This window comes from Nostoc sp. DedQUE07, assembly GCF_034530975.2.
In the GTDB taxonomy this organism is placed as follows: Bacteria; Cyanobacteriota; Cyanobacteriia; order Cyanobacteriales; family Nostocaceae; genus Nostoc.
In genome coordinates this window covers 23,897-43,874 of the sequence record NZ_JAVRCC020000044.1, presented here as the reverse complement: position 1 = coordinate 43,874, position 19,978 = coordinate 23,897, and the positions used below count along the sequence as shown (strand labels likewise).

At 39.5% G+C, this 19,978-nt stretch carries 2 protein-coding genes; both read left to right on the top strand.

Annotated features, from left to right (window positions below; translation table 11 throughout):
* The first annotated feature begins 312 nt into the window (after positions 1–312).
* Complete coding sequence (locus RMZ95_RS25785; RefSeq protein ID WP_322685934.1) at positions 313–8,229, top strand: type I polyketide synthase; 7,917 nt, start codon at positions 313–315, stop codon at positions 8,227–8,229.
* A gap of 23 nt (positions 8,230–8,252) precedes the next feature.
* Positions 8,253–19,922 (top strand): SDR family NAD(P)-dependent oxidoreductase, encoded by an 11,670-nt coding sequence (locus RMZ95_RS25780; RefSeq protein WP_322685933.1) that lies wholly within the window; start codon positions 8,253–8,255, stop codon positions 19,920–19,922.
* The last annotated feature ends 56 nt before the right edge of the window (positions 19,923–19,978 follow it).

Genomic DNA, 19,978 nt, shown 5'->3' with positions numbered 1-19,978 from the left:
AGTTTTTTTGTATCAAACGGCTAATTCTGTAAGTTAATTCATAGATTTTATGTTGCTCGGATGAATGCGCCGTTGTTTTGGTTAATAAGTAATTTTGCCATAAACAATTTTTTGTAACATAACTTAAATAACTATGATGATTTCCATAACTGCCTACAAATTATTTATAAACCTATAAAAACAAACTTCTATAGATAAAATCAGATAAAATCTAGTTTCAAGTAATGAGAATGCAAGCTTTACAAAAATATAAAGTAGTAAGACACAAATATTGAGTCAAGTAATTACCTACCACTTGCCAAAATAAAGTATATGCATATCCCTCAAACCAAGAAACTCATCGAAACTCATTTGCATGAAAAATCGCCTCAGAAACCTGAGCAAGAAGGAATATTGAAAAATTCAATCAGTTTTGGTGGGCAATTAGAAGATAGCTGGCGGACTCTTTCAGAAGTATTGAATGATGCTGCCAAGTGTGAAAATCAAGGAATCACATATATTAGAAATGACGAAACCGAATATTTTCAGAGTTATAAAGATTTATATAACGATGCCCTCACTATTTTAGATGGACTTTATCAGCACGGACTGACATTAGGGGATAAAGTTATATTGCAAATTGGTAGAAGTCAAGATTTTATTCCCGCACTCTGGGCTTGTTTTTTAGGTGGAATTATTCCTGCACCTCTGAGCATTGCTCCCAATTACGATATAAAAAATGCCGCAGTTAAAAAACTTGAGAATGTCTGGCAGATTTTAGATCGGCCTATTATATTATCCGATTGTGAATTAATTAGCGAAATAGAAAAACTAACTACTCAATCTAATTTAGAAGGATTGCAAGTAGTATCGATAGATGATTTACGAAGTCATCAATCTCCATCAAACCAACATTCGGCTGATGAATTACCTCATCTTGCACCACTAGATCCGGCATTATTACTATTTACTTCTGGTAGTACAGGTCTACCCAAGGGTGTGATGTTGCACCATCGTAACCTTTTATCCATGTCCGCCGGTACAGTGCGGATGAATAATTTTACACAACAAGAAGTTACGTTAAATTGGATGCCCTTAGACCATGTGGGGGCGATAGTATTCTTAGGAATTATGGCTGTGGATTTGGCTTGTCATCAAATCCATGTGCCAATTGAATTGATTCTGCGTCAACCACTCAAATGGTTAGACTTGATTCAAAAGCATCAAGTCAGTATCTCTTGGGCCCCTAACTTTGCATTCTCCTTAATTAATCAGTACGCCCAAGAACTTAACCAGTCTTGCTATGACCTCTCCTCAATCAAATTTTTAGTGAATGCAGGAGAGCAAGTTTCGGTCAAAACTATTCGCTTGTTTTTAGAACTTCTAGAAAAACATCAATTGCGAGATAGAGTAATTAAACCAGCATTTGGGATGACTGAATCTTGTTCTGGAATTACTTGGTCAGCAGGTTTAAGCAAAGATGAACTGATAGAAGAGAACAGTTTTGTATCTTTAGGACAGCCGATTCCTGGAGCTATTATTCGGATTATTGACCAAGAGAAGAATGTTTTGCCAGAAGGTGAAATTGGACGACTTCAGATTAAAGGCCCTTCTGTGACTGAAGGATATTATAATAACCCCGAATTAAATCAAGAAGTTTTTCAAGATAGAGGTTGGTTTACTACGGGTGATTTAGGTTATCTGCACAATGGTGAGTTAGTTATTACTGGTAGAGAAAAACAAGAAATTATTATTAACGGCATTAACTATTTTGCCCATGAAATTGAAACAACGATAGAAGAATTAGATGGTGTAGCTATTTCATATACGGCTGCTTTTGCAGTTTTCGACCAAAATAGAGAAACAGATTTATTAGTTATTACTTTTAGTCCAGAATCAAATAATCTTGAGCATTCGGTAAAATTAGTCAGACAAATTCGCAGCCATTTAACCCAGAAAGTAGGAATTGCGCCTGCTTATGTCATACCCTTGGAGGCTGAGTTAGTTCCAAAAACATCTATTGGTAAAGTTCAAAAAGCTAAATTAAAAAAAGATTTTGAACAGGGATTATTTGCCGATCGCATCCAAGCAATCAATGAATCTTTAGCTAGCGATCGCCAAAACAACCCCAGTTTACCACAGTCTGAAAATGAACGCCAAATTGCAGCTGTTTGGTGTGAAGTTTTGCAACTTTTTTCAGTCGGGTTACACGATAACTTCTTTGAATTGGGAGGTCATTCTCTACACCTAATTCGCGTCCAAAATCAATTAGAAAAACTTTTTGGTCGCCAGCTACCTCTAGCTGAAATGTTTAAAAATTCTACAGTTGCCACATTAGCTCATTTCTTAACTGAAGAATCTAATTCCACAACAGCTATAGAAGAAACAAGTCGCAAACGTGCCGAAAACCGTTCGCGTCATCATGACACTCATGATATTGCCATTATTGGCATGGCTGGTCGATTTCCTGGAGCTAACAACATTGATAGTTTCTGGGAAAATCTCAAAAACGGTGTCGAAACAATATCTTTCTTTTCAGAAGAAGAATTACTAGAGTCGGGAGTTTCTCCTGAACTTTTTCAGCAGCCTAATTATGTCAAAGCCAGACCAATTCTTGATAAAGCAGAGTGTTTTGATAGCGACTTCTTTGGATACACAGACAGAGAAGCAGAATTGCTCGACCCACAGCAACGTTTACTGCTCCAATCTAGCTGGGAGTGTTTAGAAAACGCCGGTTACAATCCTATCTCATATCAGGGAGCGATCGGAATGTTTGCTGGAGCAAGCATGAACACTTATTTTATCAATAACTGTTATCCAAATCGCGGTCAATTAGATAGCAATGACAAATTACAACCCTTCACATTAGATTCGATGGGAGGGTTCCAAACAATGGTGGCTAACGATAAAGACTATGTGACGACGCGGATTTCTTATAAATTAAATCTGCGTGGCCCTAGCGTCAACGTCCAAACAGCCTGTTCCACCGGACTAGTAGTTGTGCATCTGGCTTGTCAAAGTTTGCTCAATGGTGAAAGTGACATGGCTTTAGCTGGAGCTGCTTCTGTCAACTCTCCCCAAAAGATCGGTTATTTGTATCAAGAAGGTTTGATTGTTTCTCCAGATGGGCATTGTCGCGCCTTTGATGCCCAAGCCAATGGTACTATTTTTGGCAGTGGCGTTGGGGTAGTTTTACTCAAGAGATTAACAGATGCTCTAGCAGATAGCGATCGCATCTACGCTGTGATTAAAGGATCTGCTATCAATAACGATGGTGGCACAAAATTGGGATTTGCAGCTCCAGGAGGAGAAGGTCAGACTTCAGTCGCAGCCGAAGCACTAGCCTTTGCCGGAGTCGAGGCTGATACTATTGGCTTTGTAGAAGCTCATGGCACAGGTACAAAACTCGGAGACCCCATTGAAATCGATGCCTTGGCTAGAGCATACAGCGCCGCACATCAGGGCGAGTGTGCTTTGGGGTCTGTGAAGACAAATATCGGACATATGCAAATTGCTTCTGGTATTGTTGGTCTCATCAAAGCTGCTCTAGCTCTCAAACATCAAATTATTCCCCCGACTCTACACTTCAATACTCCCAACCCCCAAATTGATTTTTCCAAGACTCCTTTTTATGTCAATACCGCAGCCATCCCCTGGACTGCAAAGCAACAAGATGGTAAAGAATTGCCTCGACGCGCTGGGGTTAACTCTTTAGGAATTGGTGGCGTAAATGCTCATATCGTGTTGGAAGAAGCTCCCGCCATTAATCTCCAGCCCAATGACATCAAACGTCCCCAGCATTTACTCACACTCTCTGCCAGAACCGAACAAGCTTTGGGAGATTTAGCAAAAAGCTATGCAGAATTTCTCGAAAATCATCCTGAAAGCGATATCTGTGATGTCGCATTCACAGCCAATACTAGCCGAGTTAAATTCAGGAATCGTTTGGCGATAACTGGTTCTGAAATTGATGATTTTGTCACTAAATTGCATCAGTTTGGACAACAAGATATAGAGTCAGTAATTCACGCTCAAGTTGATGAAAAGCAGCCTCCCAAAATTGCCTTCTTGTTTACAGGACAAGGTTCTCAATATCCGGGAATGGCTCATCAACTCTATCAAACTCAACCAACTTTCCGGCAAACTTTAGACCAATGTGAAAAGATATATCAAGAACTCACTGGTAAATCTTTACTGCAAGTGATATTTGCTAATTCCGATGCAGCTTTAAATCGTACATCTTATACCCAACCAGCTTTATTTGTTGTTGAAGTAGCACTGGCTCAATTATGGCGTTCTTGGGGCATTCAGCCGACTGCTGTTTTAGGACACAGTTTGGGTGAATATGCTGCTGCTTGTTTTGCAGGAATTTTTGATATTGAAAGTGGTTTAAAACTAATCGTACGCAGAGCAAATTTAATTGGGGAATTACCCGCAGAGCAAGGAGCAATGGCAGCCATTTTTCTTGATGAAAAATCTGTGCGCCAATTGTGCAGAAATCAGGGAATAAAAATTGCGATCGCAGCCATCAACGCCGAACAACATACAGTGATTTCCGGCGAAAAAAAAATTATTCAACACCTTTGCGAACACTTTAGCAACGAAGGAATTAAAGTTCGCCAAATCAAAGTTTCTCATGCTTTTCACTCACCACTAATCGCACCCGTATGCGAAGAATTTAAAAATACTCTGCAAGAAATTGACTTTGCCAAACCTCAAATTCCCATCATCTCTAACTTGACAGGAGAAATTGCAGATGACAGCATTGTTACTCCTGAGTATTGGATTCAGCATTTGTTGCATACTGTGCAATTTCATCAAGGAGTTTTGTCTCTGCAATCTTTAGGTTGTGATACTTTTATTGAAATTGGCCCGCAACCTATTTTATTAGGAATTATCCAATCATCGATATCTTTATCTGACCCCCTAATATTACCGAGTTTACGCTCAGGATTTTCTAATTGGGAAGTTCTACTAGAAAGCCTTGGCAAACTTTATGTACGTGGTGCAGATATCGATTGGTTTGGTATTGATAAAGATTACCAACCTCGAAGATGCGCTTTACCAACTTATCCTTTCCAGCAACGCCGACATTGGATTCCTTTAAAGACTCAAGTGTCAATTTCAGAAGAATCTGCTGTTGTCAAGATGCTGTCTCAAAAAGATACAAAAAGCTTGATGCAGACTTTACTAGAAACTGGCAATTATTCTGAAGGTGAAAAACAAACTTTATCAACAATTGTTCAACAATTAATTCAGCTACATCATCAAGACACTGGTAATTCTAATTTTGAAAACTTACTTTACCAGTTGGAATGGTTGCCTTATGCTTTATCAGCTAGCAAATTACAAAATCTAGAAACAATTCAAACTGCTTTAGATTCTTATTTGGGAGAACAAATAAAATTCGCACAATTTACAGGAGTTTCTCTAGCTTTTTCAGAGATGGAAAAACTCAGTGCAGACTTTATTGTGCAAGCTTTAAAAGATTTGCAACTATTTCAAATCAATACTATCTTCTCTTCAGAAAACAGTTTCCGTCAAGCTGGTATTAAAGAGGAGCATAGATTGCTGTGGCAACATTGCCTGAATATATTGGCAGAAACAGGCATTTTAGAAAAACAGGGTTCTAACTGGAAAATCATCAGTGAACCGCGACAATCCGCTCCCGCTCTAACAGTAGAAGATTTGATTGTTCAGTACCCAAATGCTCGTGTAGAATTAACACTGTTTAGGCGAGTTGCTGGCAATCTTGCAGCCATACTTACAGGTAAAATTTCTCCTTTATCCATTTTATTTTCTCAAGATGGGCAAATTGGAGCCGCAGAGTTTTATAAAGATACATCTTGGGCAGAAGTTCTCAACCTTGGTATCTCTAAAACTGTTGAACTTTTATTAGCCAAGTATTCTCAACTTGAACCAATCAGAATTCTAGAAATTGGTGCGGGAACTGGAGCCACTACCCATCAAATCCTCCCAGCTTGCGCTTCTGGTAAAATCACTTACACATTTACTGATATCTCGCCATTCTTTTTAGAAACTGCTAGAGATACTTTTGCTCAATTTTCCTTCATCGAATACAAAGTTTTGGACATAGAAAAAGACCCCGAACTTCAAGGTTTTTCACCCAATTCTTACGATTTGATTATTGCGGCAAATGTATTGCATTCTACACAGGATTTACAAAGAGAAACCTTACCTCACATTCGAGGTTTGCTGCGTCCTGGAGGACATTTATTACTCCTAGAACTTACCAATCAATCGCGGTGGATTGATTTGATATTTGGTGTGGCTCAAGGTTGGTGGCGGTTTAGCGAGCGCAATTTACGCCCAGACCATCCCATCATTACAGCATCTACTTGGCAATCTATCCTCTTAGAATCTGGCTTTGCTCAAGCTGAATTTATTTCTCCTGACGAAAAAATTGGCAGTCCTTTATTTCAGCAAAGTATTATTGTTGCCCAAAATACCGATCGAACTAGCGATATTTCAGGTAATTGGCTAATTTTTACCGATGAAAGCGACAATCTAGCTGTAGCAATTCAACAGCAACTAATAAAAGATTGTGGTGATTGTGCGATCGCCAATTCTAAAAATAGCTCTGAGCTAGAAACATGGTTAGCTTCATCTCCATCTTTGCGTGGGATTATTTATCTTGTAAATGCTGATGAAAGCCAGCAATATGAGTCTACTTTATTTCATCGCTGTAGCAATTTCTTAAATCTTCTCCAGGCGATTAAAAAAATACCATTACCGCCTAAATTGTTTCTTGTCACCCAAGGCGGTCAACCTTTTAAATTAGATCGGCCCTCTTTTGTGATTCAATCTCCCCTTTGGGCTTTGGGGCGCGTGATGGCGCTAGAAGAACCAGAATTATGGGGGGGAATGATAGACCTCGACCCCCACGCCGATATTGCTCAAAATCTTGCCGCTTTACTCTCAGGATTGACAAATGTCACAGAAGATCATCTTCTCTTCCGCAACAGTCAAGCTTACGTTGCGCGTCTTTCTCCCCAAGAATCTCTACCGACAAAACCAGTCACTATCCAAGCTCAAGCAACCTATTTGATTACAGGAGGTATTGGTCATCTAGGGTTGCAACTTGCCCAGCATCTAGTTGATTTGGGTGCGAAAAATTTGATTTTGACTACGCGCCGCCAATTTCCATCACGATCTGAGTGGGAGTCACAAACCGAATTTGCAGAAATTATTCAAAATCTCAGAACTTTAGAACAAAGAGGAGCATCTGTAGAAGTTTGTCAGGCAGATGTTGGAGATTTTGAGCAAATGTCCCGCATCTTTGCTAATATCCAAAAAACATCTCATCCACTACGAGGTATTTTCCATCTCGCCGGAGTATCAGGACGCAAAGTTAGATTAAGCGAATGTACATTAGACGATCTCGCAGAGGTTTTTCAGGCTAAAGTTCGCGGTTCTTGGAATTTACACGAGTTATCTTTAGCAACGCAATTAGACTACTTTGTATTTTTCTCTTCCGCAGGTGCAATTTGGGGAGCCAAAGAGCAAGGTTTATACGATGCTGCTAATCATCTAATGGATGCATTAGCTCATTTACGTCATCTTCAAGGATTACCTGCTACTAGTTTGAATTGGGCATTATTAGCTGGAAACGGCATAGTTTCTCAAGAATATGAAGATTGGCTCAAACAAATTGGTATGAAAGAAATTCCTCTGAATAAAGCTTTGGCAGCGATGACCGCGATAATGGGGTCTGGAAAAACGCAAATTTTACTAGCTGATGTAGATTGGGTACAGTTCAAAAACATTTATCAATTTCATGGTAATAAACCTCTTTTAAAGAAATTAGGACAAACCAAAATTGATGTTAAATCAATTAAAGAATCAAGTAGTTCGCGCCGTTTGATAGAAGAGATTCCCCCAGGAGAACGTCGAGAACATTTATTTACATACGTTGGGAAACAAGTAGCTACTATTTTAGGGATAAAGGAGATACCTAATCCAGATCGAGGATTCTTAGAAATGGGAATTGATTCTTTACTTTCTATAGAATTAAAGAATCGTTTAGAAAAAGGATTGGAGGTTTCTTTACCTACTTCTCTAATATTTGATTTTCCCAATATTACAAAATTGGTTGATTATTTAATGGAACAGGTTTTTGGTTGGCAGGTTAATGTATCTGCAAATGTTGCTCCTATTCAGCAGGAGGTTGATGAGGATTTAATTTTACAAGAGCTTGCAGATTTAGAGGCTTTTTTGGGTAATTCGTAATTATTCGTAATTAATTCAGGTTTATGGATATATCAGATAACGACAAGTCTATCCAAGCGAGAGTGTTTAAGGCACTGAATGAAGCGAAGGAGAAATTAAAGGCTGTTGAAGCTCAACAAAGCGAACCGATCGCAGTTGTTGGTTTGGGTTGTCGTTTTGGTAAAAATATTTCTACTCCTGAAGGATTTTGGTCTTTTCTGAAAGCTGGTGGTAATACACTCAGAGATATCCCTGGCGATCGCTGGAATATATCTGATTTTTATGACTCAGACCGTGGTAAACCTGGCAGAATTTATGTATCTCAAGGCGGTTTTCTCGATGATGTCTCGATGTTCGATCCGCACTTTTTCGGGATTGCACCGCGAGAAGCTTTGCATATCGATCCCCAGCAAAGATTACTCTTAGAAGTTGCCTATGAGGCGTTAGAAGATGCTGCTATGGCTGCGCCTAACGCCAGAATCGGCAAAACTGGCGTTTTTATTGGCATCACAAACAACGATTATGCTCGTCTGATTGCACCAGGAGGAGATTATAACACAGTTGGTGCTTATCATATTTCTGGCAACCATCTAAATGCTGCTGCCGGACGCATTTCTTATCTTTTGAATCTCAATGGCCCCAGTCTGGCGATCGATACGGCGTGTTCTTCTTCGTTGGTAGCAGTTCATCTGGCTTGCCGTTCTTTACGGGCGCAGGAATGCCGACAAGCGTTGGTGGGGGGAGTGAACTTAATTCTCACGCCGGAAGTGCCGATCGCATTGTGCAAAAATCAGATGTTAGCTGCTGACGGTAGGTGTAAAACCTTTGACGAAAGCGCTGATGGGTTTGGGATTGGTGAGGGGTGCGGAGTTGTCGTTTTAAAAAGATTGAGTGAAGCCTTAGAAGATGGCGATCGCATTTGGGCGTTAATTCGGGGAACAGCCGTAAATAACGATGGTGCGAGTGGCGGCTTTACAGTTCCTAACGGCCCGATGCAGACAGATTTAATTCGTGAGGCTCTCGCTGACGCTCGTTTAAGCGCCGATGCTATCGATTATATCGAGGCTCACGGTACTGGTACATCTTTGGGAGATCCCATTGAAATTAAAGCGATGGCTGATGCTTTGTGCATCAATCGCTCTCCATCTCAACCTTTGTTAGTCGGTTCGCTCAAAACAAATCTCGGTCATCTGGCGGCGGCAGCAGGAATTTCTGGTTTGATCAAGACTGTATTATCTATCTACCATGCTGAAATTCCGGCTCATCTCAATTTGCAAAAACCAAATCCTCATATTAATTGGGATAGCTTACCGTTAGATGTGGTGACACAAACTCGTCCTTGGACTGTTAACAATGGCAAGATGAAAGCAGCCGGAGTCAGTTCATTTGGAGCATCGGGAACTAATGCTCATGTTATCTTGAGCGAACCTCCACAAGTACAATCTGCGACTACAAATACATTTCCTGTACTGGTTACTCTGTCTGCTAAAGATGATGAACGTTTGCGTCTATTAGCTACTAACTTCGTTGATTATATTGACCAAAAAGGTGATGTTAACTTAACTGATATCGCTTTTTCTCTAAATACAGGTCGTTTTCACCATCAACAAAGATTATCTTTATTAGTTTCCAACACTGCCAATTTTCGAGAACAGCTTCAGGCTTTTGCTAGCAATAATAGTCGAGAAACTAATATTATTCACAACGAGGTACAAACAAATCCCAAAATCGCTTTTGTTTGCAATGATGTCAAGATATTCTCTGGGATTGGGAAAGAAGTTTTTGTCAATGAACCTGTATTTCGTGATGCTTTGATTCGATGCGATCGCCTATTCCAAAATTATTTAAATTTCTCTCTAGAAGACTTACTCGATAAAAATCAAAATATAGACGATTCTTTATATGTTCAACCAGCAGTATTCACTCTGCAATATGCTCTTTGTGAACTCTGGAAATCTTGGGGAATTCGCCCTTCGGCAATTTTCGGCTATGGTTCGGGCGAGTATATTGCTGCTCAACAAGCTGGAGTTTTTTCGCTGGAGGATGCAGTTAAGTTAGTTGCAACTCGCGCTCAATTATCTGGAGAAAGCAAATTTTTAGCTTTTAAAAAAGTAGCTGAAGAAGTTTCTTATAACAATCCGCAACTCACTTTAATTTCCAGTTTGAATGGTGAAGTTGTGAGTAATTCTATTAAAACTGCGGCTTACTGGGTGCAACAGCTACGTCAATCAGGCAATATTGATAAAGGAATTGCCACTCTGCATCAGATGGGTTATAAAATATTTCTAGAAATTGGAAATCAGCCTACTTTAGCTAATATAGAGCGTAGTAATTTACCTACGAATGAAATTCTTTGCTTATGTAGTTTAGCGAAAGATTGCAGTAATTATCAGCAAATACAAACAGTCTTAGCCGAACTGTATGTACGAGGTGTAAATATTAATTGGAAAGAATTTCATCGTTCTCGCTCAGGGCAGAAAATTAGTTTACCCAATTCTCCTTTTCTTCGCAAACGCTACTGGATAGACTCTGCTACTAAATCTCATCGCCCTCATTCTGGACATCCTTTACTAGGCGATCGCTTCTCCTCTCCTCTATCTTCTATTCAATATCGAGCTAGTATTAGTCAAAATAGCCCTGCATTTTTAGCAGAACATCAAGTTTTTGAGAAACCGATATTTCCCGGTGCAGCATTTATCGAAATGGCGTTAGCGGCGACAGAAAGTCAAGCAGTAAATTTAGAAAATATTGAATTTAAAAAAGCATTATTACTGCAACAACAAGAAGATACACTACAACTAATTATTGACCGAAATAACTTTCAGATATATCATCAAAGTAATAATAGCTGGGATGAACTTGTTAGCGGAAAAATTGAGGATTTAAAGTCACTAAATGTAAATCGCCAAAATTTAGCACAATTAGCTGCTAATTATCCAGAACAGCTTGATATTAATTCATTTTATGAAACCTACCAAAAATCGGGAGTCAATTACGGTAGAAGCTTTCAAATAATCAATCAGCTTAAATCTGGTAAAAATAGTGCATTTGCTGAAATAAAATTAACAAATAGTCAGAGTTTAGAAGCGAAAAATTATCGTTTTCATCCGGCGATGTTAGATGCTTGTTTTCAGGCGATCGCTGCGATTTTATTTCAGCAAGAATCATCTGTAACTTATGTACCAGTCCGCATTGCTAAATTTCAATTCTTAAACTCTCCAAGCGATCGTGTTATCAGTGCAGCTAGACTAACTCAAATTTCTGAGAATTATATTATCTCTGATATTGATATATATTCAGAACAAGGCGATCTACTAGTAGCAATTACAGGATTTGAACTCAAATCTGTTCAGCGCCAAGAACTTATCCACCATCAAAGCGAACCACAATCTTACCTAGAAGAGTGGATTACTTTAGCACCATTATTACCTGATGGTAGAGAATCTCTAATAACTCCTGATGTCATTAAAACTCAAGTCCAACCACAGGAATTAGAACAGCAATTGGCAAATAAATTGTCCCAATACGAACGCTTGCTTGAAGAGATGGAAAGTTTAAGCGTAAGTTATATATGGGAAGGTTTAAAAGAGCTTAATTGGCAACCAGAATTAGATCAAATTTATCAAGAAGAACAAATTGCTGTTCGAGGTGGAGTAGTTGATTTTTATCGCCCTTTATTATCGCGGTGTTTAGATATTCTAGCGGAGGAGGGTATTCTTAATCTGCAAAAAAATGACTGGTTATTCACCAAAGAACCAGAGATACTTGCATCTCAATTGCAAGTCCAAAACCTCCGCAGCGAATTTTCTGATTATCTGGCAGAAATTAATTTAATAGAACGTTGTGGTTCGGCTTTAGCTGCGGTAATGCGTCGCCAAATTGAGCCGTTAGAATTATTATTTCCTCAAGGCGATTTGAATGCGATCGCATCTGTATATTCTGATGCGGCTGGTGCTAAGTTGATGAATGAACTAGTTGCAGCCACAATTAAATGTGCAGTAGCAACGTTACCAACAAATCGTCAGCTACGAATCCTCGAAATTGGAGGCGGAACGGGTTCTGCTACCGCAGCAATTTTACCACATTTACCTCCACAAATTGAATATATATTTACCGATATTTCTTCTAGTTTTTTAACCAGAGCCAAAGAAAGTTTTAGTGATTATCCCTTCATTCAATATCAAACTTTAGATATAGAAAAAAATCCTCTTACTCAAGGTTTTCTCCCAGGAAGTTTTGATATTATTATCGCTGCTAACGTTCTTCATGCCACAACAGATATTAACAAAACACTTGAAAATGTCCGTTCTTTAATAGCTCCTGATGCTCTACTAATACTATTAGAAAGTACTGGGGCGCGTCGTTGGGTAGATTTAACCTTTGGTTTAACAGAGGGATGGTGGTTATGTAGTCAAGATCCACTCCGAAATTGTTATCCTTTAGTAGATACGGAACATTGGCAAAATTTACTCGCTAATCATGGATTTGTAGAAGTTAACGTCATCGAACCAACCAAACCAGAGACACGCAATCTATTACGACAAAGCGTCATCATTGCTAAAGAAAATGGCGATCCTAAGTCTGTTTCTCATGAATTAATCTTTGCCGATAATAAAGGAATTACTCGCAGTTTAATCGCCCCATTCCAACAAAGGGGAGTTGCTTGTTCTCTCATTTCCCCTGAAGAAATCGATCCCGATCACGCCGACGATTATTTATCACTATTACAAAACCTTTTAACGCCAGAAACTCGTGAAATAATCTACCTCTGGCCCTTACAAGAAATAGAAGGCGAAATTTATCAAGCAGTAGAGATTCATTGTAGACGTTTCCTATTTTTACTTCAGGCATTATTACAACAAGAAAATCCACCTGCACTGATTCTTATCACTCAAGGTTCTGTCCCAGCAAAAGAAAGCACCACCTTAACTTCTCCAGCCCAATCTTCGTTATTGGGAATCGCTTTGAGCTTAGTTCTAGAGCATCCCGAACTAAATTTTAGAGCAATTGATTTAGATCCTCACGCCCAAGATTTAGGAGAAAAATTATTTAGAGAAATTTACCGCAACACCCAAGAAAACCGTATCGCTTTGCGGGGCGAACAACGCTTTTCTCCGCGTTTGGTAGAGCGCAAACTAGCAAATGGAAACATCAATTTACGTCAAGATGGCTTTTATCTAATTTCTGGTGGTACAGGCGGGTTAGGTTTAGCCACAACCCGATGGATGATAGAACGTGGCGCTCGTCATTTAGTATTATGCAGTCGCAGTGGTGCAAAAGCTCTCACTCCTGAAATTCTGGAAAGCCTGCAATCAACTAACACAGATATCCAAATTAAAGATGTTGATGTCACAGATGCAAAGAAACTGCACGCCCTACTAGAAGAATGCCGATCGCAGTATCCAGTACGGGGAATTTTCCACATCGCTGGCACTTTAGACGATACAACATTACTGCGACTGACACCAGAACGTTTTAACCATGTTCTCGCGCCCAAGGTGAAAGGAACTTGGCTACTGCATCAACTAACTCTGAACGATCCTTTAGATTTCTTTGTTTGTTATACCTCTGCGGTGTCGCTAATTGGCTCGGCGGGACAAGCTAATGCTGCGGCTGCAAATGCCTTTGAGGATGCCTTTACCTATTATCGTCATGCACGCAATCTGCCTGCAACAGTCGTCAATTGGGGGCCGTGGAGCGAAATTGGTGCAGCAGTCGATCGCAATGTTCTAGAAAGATTAGCAGCCAAAGGTTATGATGCGATCGCACCCGATTTAGCACTCAATACTTTAGAAAAAATCTTGTTAAACAAGATTGTGCGTGCTGGTGTAATTGCTATTGACTGGAAGCGTTTTCCATACATTAATCAAAGCTTTTATCAAAACTTCTTACCCCAAGGAAAAGCTAAATCTCAAACTGCATCAAATATTTTAGAGCAATGGCAAACCGTACCTGTAAAACAGCGCCGCGATTTACTTATCCGCCAGATTAGTTTGCGAGTTTCCACTGTATTAGGATTGTCAACTAAGGAAATATCTCCCCAACAAGGCTTTTTTGATATGGGGATGGACTCACTCACCTCTACAGAACTTCGCAATCTTCTACAAATAGATTTCAACTGCTCTTTACCCACAACAATTACTTTTCGGTTTCCCAATGTGGAAACTTTAGCAGATTATCTCCTGCGAGAAGTTTTAAATATTTCGGAAATACAAACTCCTGTACAAAAACTCAATCCTAATCAACCTAACCCCCCTTTCCTTGTAGAGAATGGCAGTTTCAAAGCCTCTCTCCCAGTGGGGGAGAGGTTTGGAGAGGGGTTATACGGTAAACTTGATGATTTTTCAAACATCCTCTCAGAAAAACCACAGCAAGCAGAAGATCCAATTGTGATTGTGGGGATGGCTTGCCGATTTCCTGGGGGTGCGGATGATTTGGAATCATTCTGGCAATTTTTAGAACAAGGGAAAGATGCAGTCAGAGAAGTTCCAGGCGATCGCTGGGATATCCAAGCGTGGTATCATCCCGAACCAGATACACCAGGAAAAATATATTCTCCTTACGGAGCATTTCTAGAACAAATAGATCGATTTGATGCGGAATTTTTTGGTATTATCCCCCGCGAGGCTGTCGCTATAGATCCTCAGCAACGCTTGCTACTAGAAACTACTTGGCAAGCTTTAGAATCAGCCGGACAAAATCCGCAGCAGTTACGCAACAGTCAAACTGGTGTTTTTGTGGGGGCGATGACTCAAGACTATGCCCAGTTGAGTTATGCACCAGAAGCAATCAACGCCTATACCGGTTCTGGAACTTCTGTAAGTGTAGCCGCCGGTCGTCTTTCTTATGTACTGGGCTTGCAAGGGCCATCAATGACGGTTGATACTGCTTGTTCTTCTTCTTTAGTAGCAGTACATTTAGCTTGCAATGCGTTGCGTAATGGTGAGTGCGATCTTGCCTTGGCGGGTGGTGTCAACATCATGTTAACCCCGGTAATTTCCTTAATTGAAAGTCGCGCTCAGATGCTTGCACCTGATGGACGTTGCAAGACTTTTGATGCGAGTGCTAATGGTATGGTGCGCGGCGAAGGTTGCGGGATGATTGTTTTAAAGCGGTTAAGTCAAGCAATTAAAAATGGCGATCGCATTTTAGCTAGAGTTCATGGTACAGCCGTGAATCATGATGGCCCGAGTAGTGGGTTGACTGTACCTAATGGCGATGCTCAAGAAAAATTATTACAGCAAGCACTAAAGACAGCGAAACTAAAACCAGAGCAAATAGATTTTATCGAAGCTCATGGTACTGGGACTGCGATCGGCGATCCGATAGAATTAGAAAGTATGGCTGCGGTATTTGGCGATCGTCCTCAAAATCGACCTTTAATTATTGGTTCTGTCAAAACTAATTTAGGACATTTAGAAGGAGCAGCCGGAATTGCTGGGTTAATCAAAACTGTTTTAGCCTTACAACACCATAAAATTCCTCCCCATCTTCACTTTCAACAACCCAACCCCCGTTTTGATTGGAGTTCTCATATTTTTGAAGTTCCAGTACATGGAAAAGACTGGCATTCTAGCGAACGAGAACGCATCGCGGGAGTAAGTTCTTTTGGATTTAGTGGTACTAATGCTCATATTATTGTTGGAGAAATTGCATCTAACTCTCCGCAAAAATCCGAGAATAAATTTTACCTACTGCCGCTTTCGGCTCGTTCTGAAAAATCTCTCAAAGAGTTAGCCAAAAATTATCAGTACGCTTTGAATGAGTCTGTTAATTTAGCAGATGCTTGTTTTACTGCCAGTACAGGGCGGGCTGTTTTCCAACATCGATTGTGTGTTTTAGCCGACTCAATTACTACAGCACAAACAGCACTTGCTGATTTCCAAACAGGTGAAGATTCTCATAATGTAATTACGCCAATTTCATCAGAAACTCAACCAAATGTAGCTTTTCTATTTTCAGGACAAGGTTCTCAATATTCAGGGATGGGACAAACTCTTTACAACCAAGAACCTGTCTTTAGAAATACTTTGGATCTTTGTAACAAAATCTTAGAACCTATTTTAGGAAAATCGCTGTTAGATTTAATCTTTCAATTGCCAAATAGCGAGTTGCTCGAACAGACTCAAATCACACAGCCAGCACTTTTTGCACTTGAATATGCACTTGCTAAATTATGGCAATCTTGGGGAATACAACCTTCTGCACTTTTAGGACACAGCATTGGTGAATATGTCGCCGCTTGTTTAGCAGGAGTCTTTTCTTTAGAAGACGCCTTGCAATTAGTCGTCCAACGCGGTCGCTTGATGGGAGAATTACCGCAGAATGGGGCAATGGCAGCAATTTATGCTGATTATCAAACAGTAGCAAATTATCTTATTCTATACAAAAATCAAGTAAATATTGCCGCAGATAATGGTGCAATTAATGTCATTTCTGGCTTGAGTGAAATTGTTGATCGACTAGAGAAAACTTTTATAGAACAGGGTTATAAAACTAAACGCTTGGCAGTATCTCATGCTTTTCATTCTCTGTTAATGGAGCCAATTCTTGATGAGTTCGCCAAGGTTTTAGATAAAATTTCTTTCCATGAACCAAGCTTGACTATTATTAGCAATATCACGGGGAAACCAATTGGTCAAGAAATTACTACTCCTGATTATTGGCTGCGCCATCTTCGCAACACTGTGCATTTTGGTAAAGGATTTAAATTCTTAATTGACAGTGGTTATCGCCATTTTTTAGAGTTAGGGCCGAAGCCTGTGTTACTGGGTATAGCACGGCTAACTTATCAAATTAAAGAAATATCATGGCTACCCAGTATCGTACCCGGACAAGATGAACAAACTCAGATGTACAGAAGTTTAGCGACACTTTTTGTTAATGGTTATTCTGTAGAATGGACAGAGGTATTTAAGCAAGGAAAACGGGTTCCTTTACCTACTTATCCATTTCAGCGAGAACGTTACTGGCTGTCAAATTCACAATTTTCTGTAGCCGATATCAAAACTAAGTTGCATCCTTTTATTAGCGATGTGAAAAAACTAGCTACGGGAGAATTTATTTTTGAAGGAGAGATAAGTGCTGATAATCCAGAATATCTGGAAGAACACAAGGTATTTGGAAAAATCTTATTTCCGGCTACGGGTTTTATTGAAGCCATTTTAGTAGCTAGCCAGAAAATATTTACTGATAATTTGGCGATTATTCAAAATGTGTCTATTCATCAGGGATTACTTTTATCTCAATCTCCAACCAGATTACAAATGATTTTTAAGCCTAATAAGCCATTTGGCTATGGTTTTGAAATATTTAGTAGTGATTCGGCAAAAGATAACTGGATTCTCCATGTAACTGGTGAAATTAAACCCAACAATCAAAAAATACCCACATCTGTTAGTAATTGGTCTGATAACAAAGGAGAATCTGTTGAGATTTCCAAATTTTATCAGCTTTATCAGCAGATGGGAATTAGCTATGGTAAGCGTTTTCAAGCTATTCAAGAACTAAATTATTTAAGCAATGGTTCTCAAGCTAAGATTAGTATCGATCGCAGTTTGACAGATCGGCGATATTGTCTGCATCCCGTGCTTTTAGATGCTTGCTTGCAAAGTGTTGGTGCGGCTTTCCCAGAAGTTCACGGCCAAGAATTACATTTACCTTATGGTTTCTCTTCATTAGAATTATTTGGCAATCCTGGTACTCAAGCTTGGACGCACATTGATGTTAAATCTAATACTAACGGTGAAATATGCGTAAACGTAGATGTTTACGATGAGCAAGAACAGCTTTGCGCTCGGTTTACAGACTTAACAGCACGGCGTACTAATCCGGCGATCTTACAACGTTTATGGCAGGAAACTGAAAATAATTGGTTTTATCAGGTTCAATGGCAAAAGCTTGATACACTTCCAACTTTTACAGGAAACTCTCAAAATTCTTGGTTAGTGTTTGTCCATCCTGGAACAGCATTGAATCAGTCGAGCGATTTATTGAAAAAAGCTGGAGAACGAGTCATCACTGTAGAATTTGGTGATGAATATAAATGCCATTCTCAAAATGAGTTTATCATCAATCGATCTCAAAAATCTGATTTTCAACGCTTATATCAAGAAGCATATCCATCGGGAGAATTTCCTACGGGTGTGATTTATGCTTGGGAAAATGTACCTGATGAAGAATGTTCGGATACAGTTTACAAGAGTTGTCATGCTGCATTGCACTTAATTCAAATTACTACTAGTTGGAAAAAACTACCTGATTTATGGTTAATAACTCGCGGTGCAAATCGAGTGCTAGCTGAGACTGATTTGCAACCTCAACAATCTTCCCTTTGGGGATTAGGCGCAGTAATTAATAATGAATACCCACAAATTCGTTGTGTATGTTTAGATTTATCGCCCACGGTAGAACTGAATGAAGCTGAATTTTTATTCAACGAATTCCACGCTTCTAGCAGCGAGTCACGCCTAGCTTTACGCCAAGGAAACCGCTATGGAGCAAGGTTAGTATCTGCAACAATCCCTACAGCCCAAAAACAACAGCTAGTTACCAAAGAAGGAACTTATTTAATTACTGGTGGTTTAGGTAAACTGGGCTTGCTAATGGCTGAGTGGTTATCAGAAATGGGAGCTAAACATTTAGTTTTGTGTAGCCGCAATGTTAAATCTCAACCAGAAGCGATCGCCTCGTTAACTAAAAATGGTACACAGATTACAATTATCAGCGCTGATATTACCTCAGCAGCAGATATGGAACAACTTTTCTCCCGTTTTGGCACAGATTTACCTTCTTTACGTGGAGTAATTCACGCGGCGGCTGTCTTAGATGATGGTCTTTTGAGCAATCAAAATTGGCAAAGATATCAAAATGTCATGCGTCCCAAAGTAGAAGGTACTTTATTATTAGACCGCTACACCCGCAATCTATCTTTAGACTTTTTTGTTGCCTTTTCTTCTGCTGCTGTAATTCTCGGTTCGCCCGGTCAAAGTAGTTACGCGGCTGCGAATGCTTTTATGGATGCTTTAATGCAGCAACGACAAAGTTTAGGATTACCAAGTATCAGTATCAATTGGGGAGCATGGGATACAGGAAATGAAATTGACAAACAACGTTTTGCTAATTGGGGTATTCAAAGTATGTCTTCTGATACCGCCCTCAAATATCTCAGCCAGTTGATTCTGGCTAACGTTTCTCAAGGAGCTATTATTGATATTGATTGGTCTACTTTTTATCAAGCTTTTCAGATTAATCAACCATTCTTTGCTGAAGCGATCGCAATCAAAGAAAATAGCAAAGAAGCAAAATTGTTAAAACAATTAAAATCTGTAGCTGTAGATGAGCGAACAACAACTTTAGCTCAAGGAGTTGAGCAAGTTTTACGCGAAGTTACCGGATTAGCCCCAAGTACTGTTATTCCTCAAAAAACCTCATTTTTAGAGTTAGGTTTAAATTCGTTAATGGTACTAGAATTTAAAAATCGGCTAGAAATTAACTTAGCTTGCACTTTACCATCATCTGTAATATTTGATTACCCTAATATCACAAGTATTAGTAATTATCTGAAAGAAGAAGTCTTAGCTGATAGTATCGAATTTGAGGTAGAAATAAACTCACAAACATCTGCTCCAAATCCTTATGACAGCCTTGATGAAGACGAACTAGCAACACTACTTAATCAAAAGCTAGCAGAACTCGAACAATATGATGAATAAAGCACCTTTAACTAACACTTTGCGAACCTTAGCGTAAACCTCCGCGTCACTCTGCG